This is a genomic window from Roseateles sp., from assembly GCF_039595595.1.
GTDB lineage: Bacteria > Pseudomonadota > Gammaproteobacteria > Burkholderiales > Burkholderiaceae_C > Roseateles.
In genome coordinates this window covers 51290-66307 of the sequence record NZ_JBCNLG010000014.1, presented here as the reverse complement: position 1 = coordinate 66307, position 15018 = coordinate 51290, and the positions used below count along the sequence as shown (strand labels likewise).

Annotated in this window: 15 protein-coding genes; 7 read left to right on the top strand and 8 right to left on the bottom strand. The window is 70.4% G+C overall.

Features of this window, described 5'->3' with window-relative positions; genetic code table 11:
• Nucleotides 1-101: 101 nt before the first annotated feature.
• The 3 genes from ABDW61_RS16985 (at nt 102) to ABDW61_RS16975 (ending at nt 3245) form a co-directional block, all read left to right on the top strand.
• Nucleotides 102-1139 carry a CDP-6-deoxy-delta-3,4-glucoseen reductase gene (locus ABDW61_RS16985; RefSeq protein ID WP_343640304.1) on the top strand — a complete coding sequence of 346 codons (1038 nt, stop codon included), beginning with the start codon at nt 102-104 and terminating at the stop codon, nt 1137-1139.
• A gap of 81 nt (nt 1140-1220) precedes the next feature.
• Nucleotides 1221-1967, top strand: a complete 747-nt coding sequence (locus tag ABDW61_RS16980; protein ID WP_343640302.1) for a 2OG-Fe dioxygenase family protein — start codon at nt 1221-1223, stop codon at nt 1965-1967.
• A 171-nt stretch (nt 1968-2138) separates the two neighbouring features.
• Nucleotides 2139-3245, top strand: coding sequence for a Glu/Leu/Phe/Val dehydrogenase dimerization domain-containing protein (locus ABDW61_RS16975; RefSeq protein ID WP_343640300.1), 1107 nt, complete (start codon nt 2139-2141; stop codon nt 3243-3245).
• 60 nt (nt 3246-3305) lie between these two features.
• On the opposite strand, the gene ABDW61_RS16970 is transcribed toward ABDW61_RS16975, so the two are convergent.
• Nucleotides 3306-3782, bottom strand: a complete 477-nt coding sequence (locus ABDW61_RS16970; RefSeq protein ID WP_343640299.1) for a GNAT family N-acetyltransferase — start codon at nt 3780-3782, stop codon at nt 3306-3308.
• 192 nt (nt 3783-3974) lie between these two features.
• Here ABDW61_RS16970 and ABDW61_RS16965 point away from each other — a divergent pair, with 192 nt between their 5' ends.
• On the top strand, nt 3975-4811 hold the full coding sequence (locus tag ABDW61_RS16965) for a hypothetical protein (protein ID WP_343640298.1): 837 nt from the start codon (nt 3975-3977) through the stop codon (nt 4809-4811).
• An 8-nt stretch (nt 4812-4819) separates the two neighbouring features.
• On the opposite strand, the gene ABDW61_RS16960 is transcribed toward ABDW61_RS16965, so the two are convergent.
• On the bottom strand, nt 4820-5482 hold the full coding sequence (locus ABDW61_RS16960; protein ID WP_343640297.1) for a hypothetical protein: 663 nt from the start codon (nt 5480-5482) through the stop codon (nt 4820-4822).
• On the bottom strand, nt 5482-5724 hold the full coding sequence (locus ABDW61_RS16955) for a hypothetical protein (RefSeq protein WP_343640296.1): 243 nt from the start codon (nt 5722-5724) through the stop codon (nt 5482-5484). The genes ABDW61_RS16960 and ABDW61_RS16955 overlap by 1 nt, the downstream gene beginning before the upstream one ends.
• 262 nt (nt 5725-5986) lie before the next feature.
• Here ABDW61_RS16955 and ABDW61_RS16950 point away from each other — a divergent pair, with 262 nt between their 5' ends.
• From ABDW61_RS16950 to ABDW61_RS16940, 3 genes are all read left to right on the top strand, one after another.
• On the top strand, nt 5987-6835 hold the full coding sequence (locus ABDW61_RS16950; RefSeq protein WP_343640295.1) for a DUF1521 domain-containing protein: 849 nt from the start codon (nt 5987-5989) through the stop codon (nt 6833-6835).
• A 164-nt stretch (nt 6836-6999) separates the two neighbouring features.
• Nucleotides 7000-8634, top strand: coding sequence for a TIGR02594 family protein (locus ABDW61_RS16945; RefSeq protein ID WP_343640294.1), 1635 nt, complete (start codon nt 7000-7002; stop codon nt 8632-8634).
• A 131-nt stretch (nt 8635-8765) separates the two neighbouring features.
• Nucleotides 8766-9623, top strand: a complete 858-nt coding sequence (locus tag ABDW61_RS16940) for a hypothetical protein (RefSeq protein WP_343640293.1) — start codon at nt 8766-8768, stop codon at nt 9621-9623.
• 19 nt (nt 9624-9642) lie between these two features.
• On the opposite strand, the gene ABDW61_RS16935 is transcribed toward ABDW61_RS16940, so the two are convergent.
• The 5 genes from ABDW61_RS16935 to sctU form a co-directional block, all read right to left on the bottom strand.
• Complete coding sequence (locus tag ABDW61_RS16935; RefSeq protein WP_343640292.1) at nt 9643-10362, bottom strand: DUF6683 family protein; 720 nt, start codon at nt 10360-10362, stop codon at nt 9643-9645.
• Nucleotides 10363-10411: 49 nt separating this feature from the next.
• Nucleotides 10412-11467 carry a hypothetical protein gene (locus ABDW61_RS16930; RefSeq protein ID WP_343640291.1) on the bottom strand — a complete coding sequence of 352 codons (1056 nt, stop codon included), beginning with the start codon at nt 11465-11467 and terminating at the stop codon, nt 10412-10414.
• A gap of 56 nt (nt 11468-11523) precedes the next feature.
• On the bottom strand, nt 11524-12771 hold the full coding sequence (locus tag ABDW61_RS16925; RefSeq protein ID WP_343640290.1) for a hypothetical protein: 1248 nt from the start codon (nt 12769-12771) through the stop codon (nt 11524-11526).
• 166 nt (nt 12772-12937) lie between these two features.
• The gene (locus ABDW61_RS16920) at nt 12938-13612 is read right to left on the bottom strand and encodes a hypothetical protein (protein WP_343640289.1); all 675 of its coding nucleotides are present in this window, start codon (nt 13610-13612) and stop codon (nt 12938-12940) included.
• A gap of 203 nt (nt 13613-13815) precedes the next feature.
• Nucleotides 13816-15003, bottom strand: a complete 1188-nt coding sequence (gene sctU, locus ABDW61_RS16915) for a type III secretion system export apparatus subunit SctU (protein ID WP_343640288.1) — start codon at nt 15001-15003, stop codon at nt 13816-13818.
• Nucleotides 15004-15018 lie beyond the last annotated feature (15 nt).

Sequence of the window (15018 nt, the reverse complement as noted above, 5' to 3'; positions counted from 1 at the left end):
TTACGGCTCGCGCCCGGTCCATGGACCGCGCGGGCCGTGTCGCTTCCGCCTCCTTCACTCCTCGACTTCGCGCGGCTCACAGTCCGCGCCGACTCCGCATCATGAGCTTCCAGGTCACCGTCCTGCCCGCCGGCCGCAACTTCTCCGTCGACGACGACGAAACCCTGCTGGCCGCCGCCATCCGCCAGGGCATCGGCCTGCCATACGGCTGCAAGGACGGCGCCTGCGGCTCCTGCAAGAGCAAGCTGGTCGATGGCCAGGTCGTGCATGGCGAGCACCAGTCCAAGGCGCTGTCGCCCGAGGAGGAGGCCGCCGGCATGATCCTGACCTGCTGCGCGAAGCCGCAGATGGATTGCACGCTCGAGGCCCGCACGGTGCCGGGCGCCGGCGAGTTCCCGGTGCTGAAGCTGCCCAGCCGCGTGATCACGATCGAGAAGCCCGCCGTTGACGTGGCGGTCGTCAAGCTGCAGCTGCCGGCCAACCAGAACCTGCAGTTCCGCGCCGGCCAGTACGTCGAGTTCATCCTGCGCGACGGCGCGCGGCGCAGCTACTCGATGGCCAACGCGCCGAGCCGGCTCGGCACGCCGCCCGCGATCGAGCTGCACATCCGCCACATGGCCGGCGGCAAGTTCACCGACCACGTGTTCGGCGCGATGAAGGAGAAGGACATCCTGCGCATGGAGGGGCCGTTCGGCTCGTTCTTCCTGCGCGAGGACAGCGACAAGCCGATCGTGCTGCTGGCGTCGGGCACCGGCTTCGCGCCGATCAAGGCGATCCTGGAGCGCATCCAGGACCAGGGCATCACGCGGCCGGTGACGCTGTACTGGGGCTGCCGTTCCAAGGCCGACCTTTATCTGAACGACTGGGCCGAGGCCGCCGCCGCCGCGATGCCGACGCTGCGCTACGTGCCGGTGCTGTCCGAGCCCAAGGCCGAGGATGGCTGGACCGGCCGCACCGGTTTCGTCCATCAGGTGGTGATGGCCGACCTCCCGGACCTCTCCAGGCACCAGATCTACGCCTGCGGCGCGCCGGTGATGGTGGAGTCCGCGCAGCGCGATTTCGTCGCGCGCTGTGGTCTGCCGCCAGAGGAGTTCTATGCCGACGCGTTCACCTCCGAATTGGACAAACACGGCGGCTGACGCCACGCTTAACGCACGTCGAACTCCCTGCTCACGGCGTGACATGTGCCATCGGGCGCGCGCCGTTCCATACTGCCGGCCATGAAGCATTTCCCGCCGCCCTACTCCAGCGCCGCGCAGTTCGAGCAGCAACTGCAGGACCTTGGTCACACCGTCATCGCGCCGGAGAGCCTGACGCATTGGCTGCACTGCCAGACCGGTGACCTGCGCGGGCTGCAGCAGTACTGGAACGACCTGCCCCCCGACGCCTACCTGCGCGACGGCGGCCGCTACCGTTTCAGGCGGCATGCGAGCTTCGTGGTCGACTCGCAGGCCGACCCGGCAGTGCGCCTGGCGCCGCATCGCGCGCACTGGCAGCCGGTGGACTACAACGCGCTGCACGGCGGCATCGAGCGCTGGTTCGAGCCGATGGATGCGGCGGCGATCGACCTGCCGATCTGGCCGCGGCTGCTGCTGGGTCTGGCGGGCGTGGCGGACCGGCTCAAGGGCGCGCGGCCGTGGTTCGTCGAAGCGCATCAGTTCCGCATCGACACCGCCGGGGGCATCGGCCGCCCGACGCCGGAAGGCGCACATCGTGATGGCGTGGATCTGGTGGCGGTGTTCATGCTGGCCAGACATGGCATCAAGGGCGGCGAATCGCGCGTGTTCGAGGCTGACGGTCCGCGCGGCCAGCGCTTCACGATGATGGAGCCCTGGACGCTGCTGCTGCTCGACGATGAGCGCGTCATCCACGAGACCACCCCCATCCAGCCGATCGAACCCGCTCACGGGGGACATCGCGACACCCTGGTGGTGACGCTGCGCGCCGACGCCTTCATGGGCAAATGACGCCCTGCTGATCGCGCCAGGCCCGGCGACCCGGCGGCGCCTGGGGTTGTCGGCCGAGGCGGCCGGGGCGCGGCGGCTTACACTGTCGAACTTGCGCGCCACAAGCGCGCGACACCCCGCCGGCCCACGATGGGCCGGTTCTCATCAAGCATCACAAGTGCAGGCTCCGACATGAACGCCTTGACCGACATCGCCCGCGCGCTGGCCGCTGGCTCGTCCGACTCCCTCCCCTCCTCGCTCTTCGGTCTGCCCGACCAGGCCCCGCACGAACGCGTGCTGCTGGCCGCCGATCCGGTGACTGGCCTGAAGGCGATCCTGGCGGTGCACAGCACCGCGCGCGGCCCGGCCTTCGGCGGCTGCCGCTTCTGGAGCTACGACAACGAGCTGGCCGCGCTGAATGACGCGCTGCGCCTGTCGCAAGGCATGAGCCTGAAGAACGCGCTGGCCAACCTGCCCTTCGGCGGCGGCAAGGCGGTGATCCTGAAGCCGCAGGGCGAGTTCGATCGCGCGGCGCTGTTCGCGGCCTTCGGCCGCGCGGTGCAGTCGCTGCAAGGCGCGTACATCACGGCCGAGGACGTCGGCACGACGACGGCCGACATGAAGGGCATGATGGCCCACACCTCGTATGTGTCGGGGATTCCGCGTGACGGCGCCTTCGGTGGCGATCCGAGCCCGAAGACCGCGTACGGCGTGTTCGTGTCGATCGACGAAGGCGTCAAGCGCGTGCTGGGCCGCGACTCGCTGGAAGGCGTGCGCGTGGCGCTGCAGGGCCTGGGCGCGGTGGGCTGGCACCTGGCCGAGTACCTGCACCGGGCGGGCGCGACGCTGGTGGTGGCGGACGTCAACGCCGAGAAGGTCGCGCGCGCGCAGGCCGAGCTGGGCGCGAAGGCGGTGGGCGTGACGGAGATCCTGGCGGCCGATGTCGACGTGGTGGCGCCGTGCGCGCTGGGCGCGACGCTGAACGCGCAGTCGATTCCCGCGCTGAAGGCGCGGCTGATCGCGGGCGCGGCCAACAACCAGCTGGCGACGGCGGCCGATGGCGACGCGCTGCAGGCGCGCGGCATCACCTACCTGCCGGACTACCTGGTGAACGCGGGCGGCATCATCAGCGTGGCGCGTGAGTACCGCAACGAAGGCGAGGAAAGCGCGGTGATGGCTGAAGTCGGCCAGATCCGCGGCCGCGTGGCGGAGCTGCTGGAGCGGGTCAAGGCGAGCGGCCAGACGCCGGCCCGCGAAGCGGACGCCTGGGCGCGCTCGCTGCTGGTCAAGCCGGCCTGAGCGGACAGCTCATTCGTCAGAACGGCGCCCCGAGGGGCGCCGTTTTTCATGGTGCCGGCGTCACGCGCCGCCGCATTTCCGCCGCATCTCCGCCGGGTACTCGACGAACCCCAGCGATCGATACAGGCCCTTGCCCTCCGGCGTCGCGCCGAGGTTGAACTCGCGAACGCCGAGCGCCTCGCAGGCCGTCATCGCGCGCGCGACGAGGTCCGTCGCAATGCCCCGGCCGCGGAACGCCTCGTCGGTGAAGACATTGGCGACGCGCCCCATCTGGCCACCGGGATTCGCCCGCGTCGGCCCCCAGTCCAGCAACACGACACCCGCACCGCCGATCACCCGGCCCTCGTGCATGGCGAGAAAGCCGATGTAGCGGCGGCTGCCTATGCGAGGCCGCACCCATTCCGCATAGCCAGCGCGCCGCGCGGCGTCATCCTCCCGATAACACGCATGCGCGGCGATCTGCTCGGCATCCGACGGTAGCGCGCGGCGCACTGCCCAAACCTGCTGCTCCACGGCGGAGTCCATCTGAACCGTCATCTCACTCCTTCGGATGCCACCAGTCGAAAAGGCGAGGCAGTCTACGCGATCCGGCGCATCGATATCCAACCCATTGGTCACCGGGCGGGCGATCAATCACGACAACGACTTAACACCGAATATCGCCCTTCCGATTAGCATCCAGTCTCGGCAAAGAGCCAGCGATTCAGCAAGACGCCTTCCGAAAAGAGAATGAAAGCGCCGCAAAATATCCTTTTCCTGATCGCCCTTTCGATGCTTTCACCGGGAGTTTTCGCGACGCCGGATGACACAGCAAGAATTCATGTCGGACTCTGTGGCCAATCGCCACCGAACGAACTCGAAGTCGCCAGGAGGATTCACTCCTTCCAGCAATCGGCCGGTGGCGCAGCGGCCACACACGAGTATTTCCAAGCCGTTGGCCCGATCGCTCGTCTGAGTAGTTTCAAGTCTTCCGGAGGCGATGTCATCCGTCTCGAAGGCCGGATCGACGCGAGCACTCCGGAGGCGTTGATCCGCAGAATCCGTGAAACTCCTGAAATCAAGTTCATCGAAGTCAACAGCTTTGGCGGCGATGCGGTTGCCGCCATGCGCGTCGCCCACATTCTGGAAACCTCTCAGCTCTCATTGCGGATCGCTGGATTCTGCATGTCCGCCTGCGCCAATTACCTGCTGCCGGCGGCCAGAGAGGTCAGTTTGATCAATGCAACCATTGGATTCCACGGCAGCCCATGGGCGTGTTTCCAGCAGTCATCGCTCATTGACGGCGTCATGCAATGGGGGCTGTCCGGTTATTTGACGCTCTGGCGGGTTGCGCGCCTGGACGAAGAATACATGTCCAAGTATCCGCGCCTCAAGGAAATCATCATCCGTTCCCAGCATCCTGACCGTGGCGCCAAGGATGGAAAACCCCGGGATTGGCTGCTCGTGAGGCCTGAGGATTTATCGAGATACGGTATCCGGCTTCAGGCGTCGACAAACTCAGCGACCTTTGATCGGCTCGCCGCTGCCCCCTCGGACGGTCTACTGGGACCGGTCTTCGTTCCGTAAGGATCGCTTCAGCGCCTGAACCCCGCCGCCAGCGCCCCCAAGCCGCCGCGCGGCTCCGCCAGGCTCTCCAGATACCGCTCGCACACCGCCGCGGGCGTTTCCCCTTCGCCCCACGCCTGCGCCATCCGCCGCAGCCCCGACCTCGCCTGCCGCGAGAGCCCGCCTTCCAGCGGGTCGTCCGCCAGCGCCATCAGGCGCTCGATGTAGAGCCGCCGCGTGTCCGCGTCGCTGCCCAGCAGCCGAAGCAGAGCTTGGCCCTCGCGCCGGAAGCGCGCTTCGCTCCAGGACACCGCGTCCGGCGGCTCCTGTTGCGCGCACAGGTATTCCAGCGGCCCCAGCGAGCGCCACGCGCCGCCTTGCCGCGCCCCGCCCCACGCCTGCCGGCGCCCACTCGGAATCCGCCCGCTGCGCAATCCCTCCAGCAGCGTGGACGCCACGACCGCGCAGGCCTGCGCGTCGCCGTTCTCCCCCACATAGGCGAGCAGCGTCAGAAAGTCCGGATAGAGCGCATCGCCCAGCCCGCGGCAGACCTGCTCGAGCAGCGCCAGCCGCTGCCCCGCGTCGCCCAGGTCCACGCAGCCCGACAGCAAGGCCTGCGCGGCGCGGCGCCATTCGGGCTCGCGCACGCGCTCGTTCATGTCGAAGCCCGGCCCGCCTGCCCCACGTTCCATCAAGCGGGTTCGCCGGCCAGCGCCGCCAGCACCCGCGCCGCGTGCGCCTGCACGCCGAGTCCCCGCGCCTGCGGCTCCACGTCCGCCCGGAGCAGCGCTTCGCCGACCGGCAGCTCCCGCCTTCCCTCACCCGCCGCGCTGCCCAGCGCGCCAACACCGGCGCCCAGGCCGGAAGGAAGCGCGCGGTCGGTGGCGAGCGCGGCGGCGGCGGTCAGCGGTGAAGCGGAGGACAAGGACGTCATGGCGGCACTCGTTCAGGGGCGCTCGGGGCGCTCGAAAGTCGGCCCCCTTGATGGGGGTGCTCGAGCCAGTGGAACGAAGCCTACCCGTCCCCGCCCCCGCCGGGAACTGCGGCCGTTCCTAGTTGGGGCGAACCGCATTGCGAACGCTCCCAGCTTTCGCGCCCTCCGGCCAGCCGCTTCAATCTCGCTGCAGTTCCACCACCACCGGGCCGGCCGCCCAGCGGCGCCCGGCCCCATCACTGTCAGCAGAGGAGAGAGCGAGATGATCAGCAACACCACCGTGTCGGCGTCGCTCAGCGCGTCGGCCACCAGCGCGCAGACCGGCCCCGGCGGCGTCCTGTCCAGCAACCCCACCCATGCGAGCACCAGCATGCAGGGCGGCAAGGCCGTCTTCGAGAACGACAACTACCGCATCACCGCCGGCGACAACAACGAAATCAAGATCCACAACAAGAACACCGGCGAGGACTACCGCATTTGGGGCGACCCCCACGTCGACATCGACGGCAAGCACACGTTCGACTTCTGGGGCACCACCACCTTCCGCCTGGACGACGGCACCAAGCTCACCGTCGAGACCGTGCCCGCCAGCAACAACATGACGCTGGCCAGCAAGCTCACGATCACCAGCGGCGACTACGCCGCCCAGATCACCGGCATCGACACCAACAAGGTCGGCGACCTGCACGTCGAGGAAGCGCAAGGCTGGGGCCGCGTGCTCGACAACGCCGTCGCCGACGGCAACACGCTGCACGAGAACACCTTCGGCAAGGGCTTCATCGCCGTCGACAACAACGGCCAGTTCCGCCAGGTCGACCAGTCCTACATCAACGCCACCGACCTGCAGAAGGGCGGCGCCGCCGCGCAGGCCCAAGCCCAGATGGCCGACCTCTACCGCGCCGCGTTCTCGATGAGCGGCCTGGTCGGCATCGCCATGGCCGGCCTGCTGCTGCGCAGCCTCGGCGGCGACGACGCCGGCCACGGCGGCCGCGTCTACGCGGGCGGCAATCCCTGGTTCAACGAAGCCGGCTCGGCCAGCAACGCCTCGTCCTCCTGGACCAGCCGCCTGGATCTGAGCTTCAGCCTGTCGATGACGCGCTGGAACGCCTGATCCCCGGCGCCCAGACGGCTTCAGGCGCTTCAGGCGGACGGCCCTCGGCGAGCGCTAGGGCCGTCCCTAATTCCCGCGCGCCGCGGTCCGTCCGATTGCGGACGCCCCCGACTTCCACCGCGCGCGCCGGCGTCCTCCAATGGCCGGCAGACAAGGAGTCCGACATGAGTGCAGTGCAGAACTACCGCGTCCAGAGCGGCGACACCGTCACCGGCATCGCGCAGCGCCATGGCGTCTCGCCCGAAGCGCTGATGCGCGCCAACGGCATGGACGCCCGGCTGGCCGACGGCCACGCCGGCCGAAGCGCCGCCGACCCCGACCGGCTCCAGGTCGGCCAGCAGCTGAAGATCCCCGTCGCCACCGCCGGTCTGGAGCGCGACCATCGCGTCGTCGCCGGCGAGACCCTGGCCGGCATCGCCGCGCACTGGGGCGTGAGCGTCAAGGAGCTGCTCGCCGCCAACCCGCAGTTCGATGCTGGCAAGCTCGGCGCGCATCGGGGCAGCGGCCGCGGCCAGGACCCCGACCTGCTGAACATCGGCGACCTGATCCACCGCCCTTCTCCGCCGCCCGTGCCCGGCGAATCGGCCGCGCGGGCCTCCGTGGACACCGCCGTCGGCACGGCCGTCCAGCAGGCCGCCGCCCCCATCGCCGGTCACGCCAACGCGTCGATCGACCTGCGCCGCTTCACCGATCCGGCGCTGGGCTCCAACGCGCCCGCCGCGATCGTCATCGGCAACGCCGAAGGCACCCGCCGCCCCGATGGCGGCTTCACCGCGGCCTACGGCGGTCACACCGACCCGGGCAACGCGGCCCACAACCGCGGCTCCTTCTCGTACCAGCATGCGGCCTCGAGCCCCGCCGACGCCGACCGCCGCCAGCTGCAGACGCTGCAGGACCGCCTGCCCGCCTACGAGGCCGCCGCGCGCCAGGCCGGCCTGGACCCGAACAACGCGCGGCTGGCTTCGGCCTACCTCGACCTCTACAACCAGTCGCCCACCGCCGCACAGCGCTTTCTCAACCAGCTCGACACGCTGCGCGGCCAGCCCATCGATGCTGCCCATCTCACCGACCTGCGCGTCAACAGCTACGTCGACCGCGCCACCGGCGAGCGCTTCCACCTCAGCAACGGCGGCCAGGCCGGCAGCGGCTTCGTCACGATCGCGCGCAACCAGCTCGGCCGCACGCCGACGGAAGCCCAGGTGCAGCAGGTCATCCGCGCCGATCAGCAGCGCCGCACCAACGCCGTCGAAACCGCGCTGGTTCGCCAGGGCCTGCTGACCAACGCCCCCGCGGCCACGGCGCCCGCGAACGCCGCCGCGAGCCCGGCGGCCCCGGGCAACGCGCCGCGCTGGCTGGAGATCGCCCGCGGCGAACTCGGCACCACCGAGATCCGCGGCGCCCGCGACAACCCGCGCGTCGTCGAGTACCACCAGGCCACCTCGCTCAAGGCCAAGGACGACGAAACCTCGTGGTGCTCCTCGTTCGTCAACTGGTCGATGCAGCAGGCCGGTGTCCAGGGCAGCGGCAGCGCCGCCGCGCGCAGCTGGCTGAATTGGGGCCAGGCCGTGCCCCGCGACGCCGCGCATGTGCGCCCCGGCGACGTCATCGTGTTCCCGCGCGGCAACAACCCGGCGCAGGGCCATGTGGCGATCGTCGACGCGGTGCTGGCCAATGGGCAGGTGCGCGTGCTCGGCGGCAACCAGCGCGGCCAGCTGCAGGCCGACGGCACGCGGCCCGATGCGGTCACCTACTCGACCCGCGCGCTCTCCGATGCCATCGGGGTGCGCCGCGCGCCCTGAGCCCGCCCGGCCACTGAACGCCGCCCCCACTTCCCGCGACACGCGGTCACCCCTCGATGCCGGACAGGCGGCGCCTCGCGCCGATACTGCCCGGCATCGCCGCTTTCCGGCCGATGGGCCGGCGCTCTCCGATGCACGCTCGCCTGTCCCTCATCGCCCTGCTCGCCCCCCTGCTCGCCACCGCGTCCGCAGCGCCCGCGATCGCCGCCGATGCGCCGTCGAAAGCGGCGCCGCCGGCCGCTGGCGCCGGCGGCGCCGCGAAGCCGGCCACCGACATCGACACGCCGCCCACGCTGCTGTCGTGCTCAGCCGATGACATCAACCGCTTCTTCGTCCGGCTCGACGGCCATGGCGTGCCGCTGGCTGCCGGCGCGTCCGTCGCCGCCGGCACGCGCGACTGCGATGTGACCAGTTCAGGACCCGCGCACGCGCAGCCCGATGGCTCCTGGCGTTTCGCCTGGAATGACGCGCTGCTCAACCAGCCCTACAGGATGACTGTCGCGCGTTCCGGCGCGAGCTATCGCGTGACGGTGTCACCGGCGCAGTGCGGCGCGCTGGCGCTGGCGGCCTCCGCGACGCTGACGCCCGGCGCCAAGGGCTGCACGAGCTCGGTCGACCGCGAGGGCGCGCTGGTGCAGTTCTGGCGCGCGCTGCGCGAGGCCATCGCGCGCGATGACGGCGCGCTGCTGCAGCGGCTGTCGCTGCCCAAGGTCCAGTTCGCCGAAGGGCCCGACGTGATGGAGGCACCGGCCTCGATCATGCGCACCGGCGCGCGCTGCCTGCCGGACGTGATCGCGCCGGTGAAGGGCATCACGATCGGTCAGATGCTGGCCGATCCCGCGGATCCCCGCATCGACATGCCGCCGGTGAGCAGCATCAAGGGCGGCCTGAGCCTCGCCGACGCCATGACGCTCGCCTGGACGCCGCGCGGCTGGCGCATCGACTACCTGAACGCCTCGCGCAGCGTCTTCAGCCGCTGCAAGGGCTGAGCCTTCGCCGCGCCCGCGCTCAGGGTCCGACGGTCATCCCGGCCGGCCCGATCGTCATCTGCGACGGGTCGCGCTTGAGCGCCATGCGCAGGTTCGCGCGCGCCGAATCGCGCAGGTTGGCCAGCCGGTCGGCGGGCAGCGGCTGCTTCTCGTTGGACATCTGCGCCAGCGCCATGAAGGTGCCCACCATCGCCTGCTGCTCGTAGAAGTCGCGCAGCGCCTGCGGCGACTGCCGGCCCAGGGTGCTGCGCAGCTGCGGGCTCGCGCGCAGCTGCTGCGCGACGGCGACGAAGTCCTCGTCCGCCACCTGCGCGCCCTTCATCACCATGTAGTTGCCCACCAGGAAGGCCGCCACCGCGCCGGCCACGTCGTTGCGCGGCCAGCCGAACTTGGCCTCGAGCTTCTGATAGACCTCCAGGCTCTGCGCCAGCGTCGACTGCATCGCCGCCTGCTGCGCCTTCGGGAAGCGCTGCGCGATCTCGCGCGCGTTCTGCTCGACGCGCGGCGGTGCATTGGCGATCGGGGCCTGGCTGCCCACCGCGGCGCCCGCGCCTGGCGCCGGCCGGCCGAGCGCCTCGTCGAGCAGCTCCGGGAACGGCTCCAGCACCTGCGCCCGCGCGGTCAGCGGCGCCCCGCCCAGCATCGCCAGCATCGCCAGCAGCGCGGCGCCCGCCAGCGCCGCCTTCATGGCGCCGCCCGTCGTGATTCGAATGGATCGAATGGATCGTTGGATAGCCATCTCGGTCTCCCTGTTCAAGTCGTTCAAGGCTTCATGGCCTTCATGGCCTTCAAGGCAGCCAGCCGACGGTCCCGCAGGATTTCAGCGGCGCGCCCTCGCCCGCGACGCGGATGCCATAGCGGTCCTCATCACCGACGCCTTCGACGACATGCGAGTTGTCGTCGAACGGCAGCACGAGCACGGGACGGCAGGCGTCGTAGCCGCCGGCCATGCCGGGATTGACGCCGCGCACCACGAAGGCGATCCAGCGCCCATCGGGCGACCAGGTCGCGCCCTGCATGGACAGCCGCACGTTGCCGCGCGCCAGGCGCGGTCCCGGCTCGGTCAGCAGCTTGAGTCCGCCGCCATCGATGCGCGCGGTGAACAGCAGCCCCAGTGGCACCTCGCCGCGCGTCTGCAGCGTCAGCAGCACGTGACGGCCGTCGGGGCTGACCTTCAGGCGCGCGCCTTCGGGATCCACCGCGCGCGGCAACGCGAGCCGGCGCTGCGACACGATGCCGCCCCCCGGCCGCGCGACCACGAGCGTGTCGCCCGCCAGATAGACATAGCGGCCATCGGGCAGCCAGTCGATGGCCAGCGTCGCGCGCTCGGTCGGGTAGCGCAGCGGCGAGCCGTTGTCGACGAGCTTCAGCCCGCGCGTGATGACGAACAGCCGCGGCTTGCCATCGCCGTTGGGCCACCAGTAGCCGGCCAGCAACTGACCATCGGGCGACGGAATGGCCGATCGGAACTTGGGGTCGAGCCCGCGCTGGCGCAGCGGCTGCAGACCGATGCCGCCGTCCTCGCGCAGCGAGCGGGCATCGAAGAAGGACAGGTTGCCCACCGGGTCCGTGCGCACCAGCGTGCCGCTGCCGCCAGGCTGGCCCGTCTGCCACACATCGGCGCTGCTCTGCGCCTCGCCGGCGGGACTGCGTGGCAACACGCGCGAGCGGCCGCTGGACAGCTCGATCAGCCGCGTGTCGAAGGCCCGCCCGCGAGCGTCCTCGACCAGCAGCCGGCCCGGCAGGTTCGCCGGCTGGGCCGAAGCCGCCGAAGCGGCCGAAGCGCCCGGCATGGCGCCGCCAACGAGCGCGGCCAGCGCGGCGATCCCGATGAACACCGGCATCGCGGCTGCCGCCCATCGCCTGCCCCGATGTTCAGGGGCTCCGCGCGATCCCTGCATCATTGCCAGCTCATCCCCCAGCCTCCGCAATCGTTGATGACCTTCTTCGCGCCATCGGCGCCGGTGACGGTCAGCTTCGCGTCCGCGGCATCGGACAGCCCGTCGATGGCGAGCGCGTTCAAGTTGGACGGTATCACCAGCACTGGCTGGCACACCTCGTTGAAACCGGGGACACCGGGATTCACTCCTCGCACCGAGAACGCGATCCAGCGGCCATCCGGCGACCACACCGCGTTTGAATGCGCGAGCCGCGCGCCCGCAGTCGCCGCGCGGTCCGAGGGCCTGGTCACCTGGCGCCAGCCCGTGCCATCGAGGTTCACGACGTAGAGCAGCATGAAGGTGGTGCCGTTGATCGTCGTCGGCAACGTCAGCAACAGCTGCGTGCCGTCGGGGCTCGCGCGCAGCGAGCCGCCATCGGTCTCGACGCCCGCAGGCAAGGTCAGCGCCGTCGGCGTCTCCACGCCCGCGGCCAGGTCGGCCACCACGATGCGCGGTCCGGCCAGGTAGACGTAGCGGCCGTCGGGCAGCCAGTCGAACAGCTGGCGATGGGCGAAGCGGTCGTAGCTGTAGTTCGAGCCGGACACCACGATGCGGCCCGTGCGATCCATCACCGTGATCGACGGCGCGCTGTTGCGGTAGTTGGCCTTGAAGTAGGACAGCAGGTACTGGCCGTTTGGCGACACGCGCACCGGGCTCTGATAGTCGGGCTGATCGGTGTTGGCCAGGTCCGCGGCCTTGATGCCGCCGGCGTCGGCCATCGTCGCGGTGGAGAAGATCGTCAGGTTGCCCGCATCGTCCACACGCGTCAGCGTGCCGCCCCAGCCGCCATACCAGGCGTCGGGCAGGCTCGAATAGGACGCGGCGATCTGACTGCGCGGCAGCGTGTCGGCAGTGCCGCTGGCCAGCGTGATGCGCGCCGGACCGGCACCGCTCGTGTCGACGATGAGGCGGCCCTGATCGGTCGGTGTCGCCGCGGGTCCCGGCGCGGGCGCGGGCGCGGGCGCGGGTGCGGGTGCGGGTGCGGGTGCGGGCGCCGGAGCCGGAGCCGGAGCAGGAGCAGGAGCAGGAGCCGGCGCGGGCGCCGGCGCGTTCGGATTGGTGCCGGAGACCGGCGGCGGTGCCGGCGCGGCGTCCCCGCCGCCACCACCGCAGGCCGCCACGGCCACGGCGGCGGCCACGCCGGCCAGCGTCGCTTTCAGCGAGACGGTGTCGGTGCGGCGGGAACGGGTGTCGGTGCGTGCGCTCATCGTCTGGAACTCCTGGATCGGACCTGGTGAGGAAAAGCGGGGGAGGAATGCGAGGGGATGCAAGGGGGGATGCGAGGGCGCGGAAGAAACGGAAAAGGCGGAGGAGGCCCAGCCCCCTCCGCCATCGCGGCCGGCGCCCCGTTGCCGGGGCGCGCCGTCGTGCGCCTTACTGCTTGCGGGCCATCGAGCCCAGCGCTTCGCCCAGCGACTTGATCGCCGTGGAGAAGGTGTTGTTCAGCATGCTGTATTCCTGGCTGGTGGCCTGGAACTCGGTCATCTTCTGGTTGAAGGTCTCGGCGTTGGCCTTGTCGGTCTCCACGTCGCCGGTCTTCTTGTTCAGCTTGGACATCTCGGCCGACAGACCGACCAGGTGGCTGGCCTTGTCGCCCAGCACCTTGCCCATGGCCTTGGCGATGGCCTGCAGCCAGCCGCCTTCGCCGGAGTCGTCGTCGCCGGTGGCGGTGCGGCGCACCTGCGACAGGACTTCATCGACCAGGCTGCCTTGCAGGTTGGTCTTGAACTTGTCGAAGGCGCCGCCGGCTTCGGACTTCACCGCCGCTTGCAGATCGGCCGAGACGCTGTTGTCGCGCAGGCCGGCCAGCGTCGAGCGCGAGGCGTCCTTGATCTCGTCGCCGATGAACTTCGGCATGCCGTGCTTCTCTTGCAGCTCGTTGACCGCGCCGTTGACGGCGTCGCCGATCGCGTCCTGCAGCAGGTTGCCGACCGCCTGGCCGATCATGGCGCCGATGGGGCCGCCGAAGGCGCCGCCGACCAGACCACCGATGGCGCTCAGCAGACCGCCGCCGCTACCGCCGAGAACGCTGTTCAAAGCTCCAGACATTGCTTCTCTCCTGAATGTCGAGGCCGCGGTCCCGATGTCCGGGACTCGACGACTGCTCTGTTGACCATCACCCGTCGCCCCATGGCGGCCGATGAACTCGAAGCCCGCGCCGCCTGGTCCCGGAGTTCCGGAAGCCTTCGCGGCGCCGACGGAACGCATTTCAGTCCCAAGCGCCCTTCGCCGAAAGTCAGGACCGTCGGCAGTCAGGGCGCGTCCCGACTAGGGTTGTCCGCATTCACGCCGCCATGACGGCGCACCGTGAGGTCCTCGCCGGGCGCGGCGATGCCGTCCGCCCGGCCCTGCCCATCACCGTGCGTGTCGCGGCGCACCTCGCGCGCCCACAGGATGACCTCCGCGATGATGTCGAACAGGTCCGGCGGAATGGCCTCGCCGACCTCGGCCCGCGCGAGCAGGTCGCGCGCCAGCGGCACGTTGCGCACGATGGGCACGCCGGCCTCCTCGGCGGCCGCGCGCATCGCGGCGGCCACCTCGCCCTCGCCCTTGGCCGAGATCGACGGCACCGGACAGCGCTCGCGGTCGTAGTCGATGGCCACCGCGATGTGCGTGGGATTCACCACCAGCGCGCTGGCCACCCGCGCCGCCTGCGACGAGTTCTGCTGCGACCACTCCGCATGCGCCTGCTTGCGCTGCTGCTTGAGCAGCGGATCGCCCTCGTTGTCCTTGAACTCCTGCTTGATGTCGCGCAGGCTCATGCGCATCTTCTTCATGAACGAGTGGCGCTGCCACGCGGTGTCCAGCATCGCCACCAGCACGAAGGCGCCGAGCGCCCACGCGCCCAGCCGCCAGGTCGCATCCCAGAGCAGGTCCCCGAAGGCGCGCGCGCCGCCGCCGTCCTGGCGCAGCAGCGCGATCCACTGCGGCAGGCTGTGGCGCACCAGCAGCCATCCGAGTCCGAGCAGCACCGCCGACTTCGCCACGTTCTTGACCAGCTCCATCAGGCTGTCCATCGAGAACATGCGCTTGATGCCCTCGGCGGGGTTGAGGTGCTCGAGCTTGGGCGAGACCTTCTCCATCGCCCACACCGCGCCGACCTGCAGGAAGTCGGTCAGCAGGCCCACCGCCACCACCGGCAGCAGCAGCGCCGCGGTCAGCCAGCCGACGCACTCCAGCGCCGCGCCGCCCAGCGAGCGCGCCACCTGCGCGAAGCCGCCCGCGTCCCAGCCGCGCTCCAGCGCGATGAACAGCAGCTCGTTGAGCGCCCACAGCCGGTCCGCCGCGGGCCGGATCAGCACCGCGAACAGCAGCACCCAGACCAGCAGCGTGACCGTGCTGACCAGGTCGCGGCTCTTGGGCACATCGCCCTTCTTGCGCGCATCGAGCAGGCGTTTCGGGGTGGGTTTCTCGGTCTTGTCGCCACCGCTGTCGGCCATCCTCCCGGGTCCTCC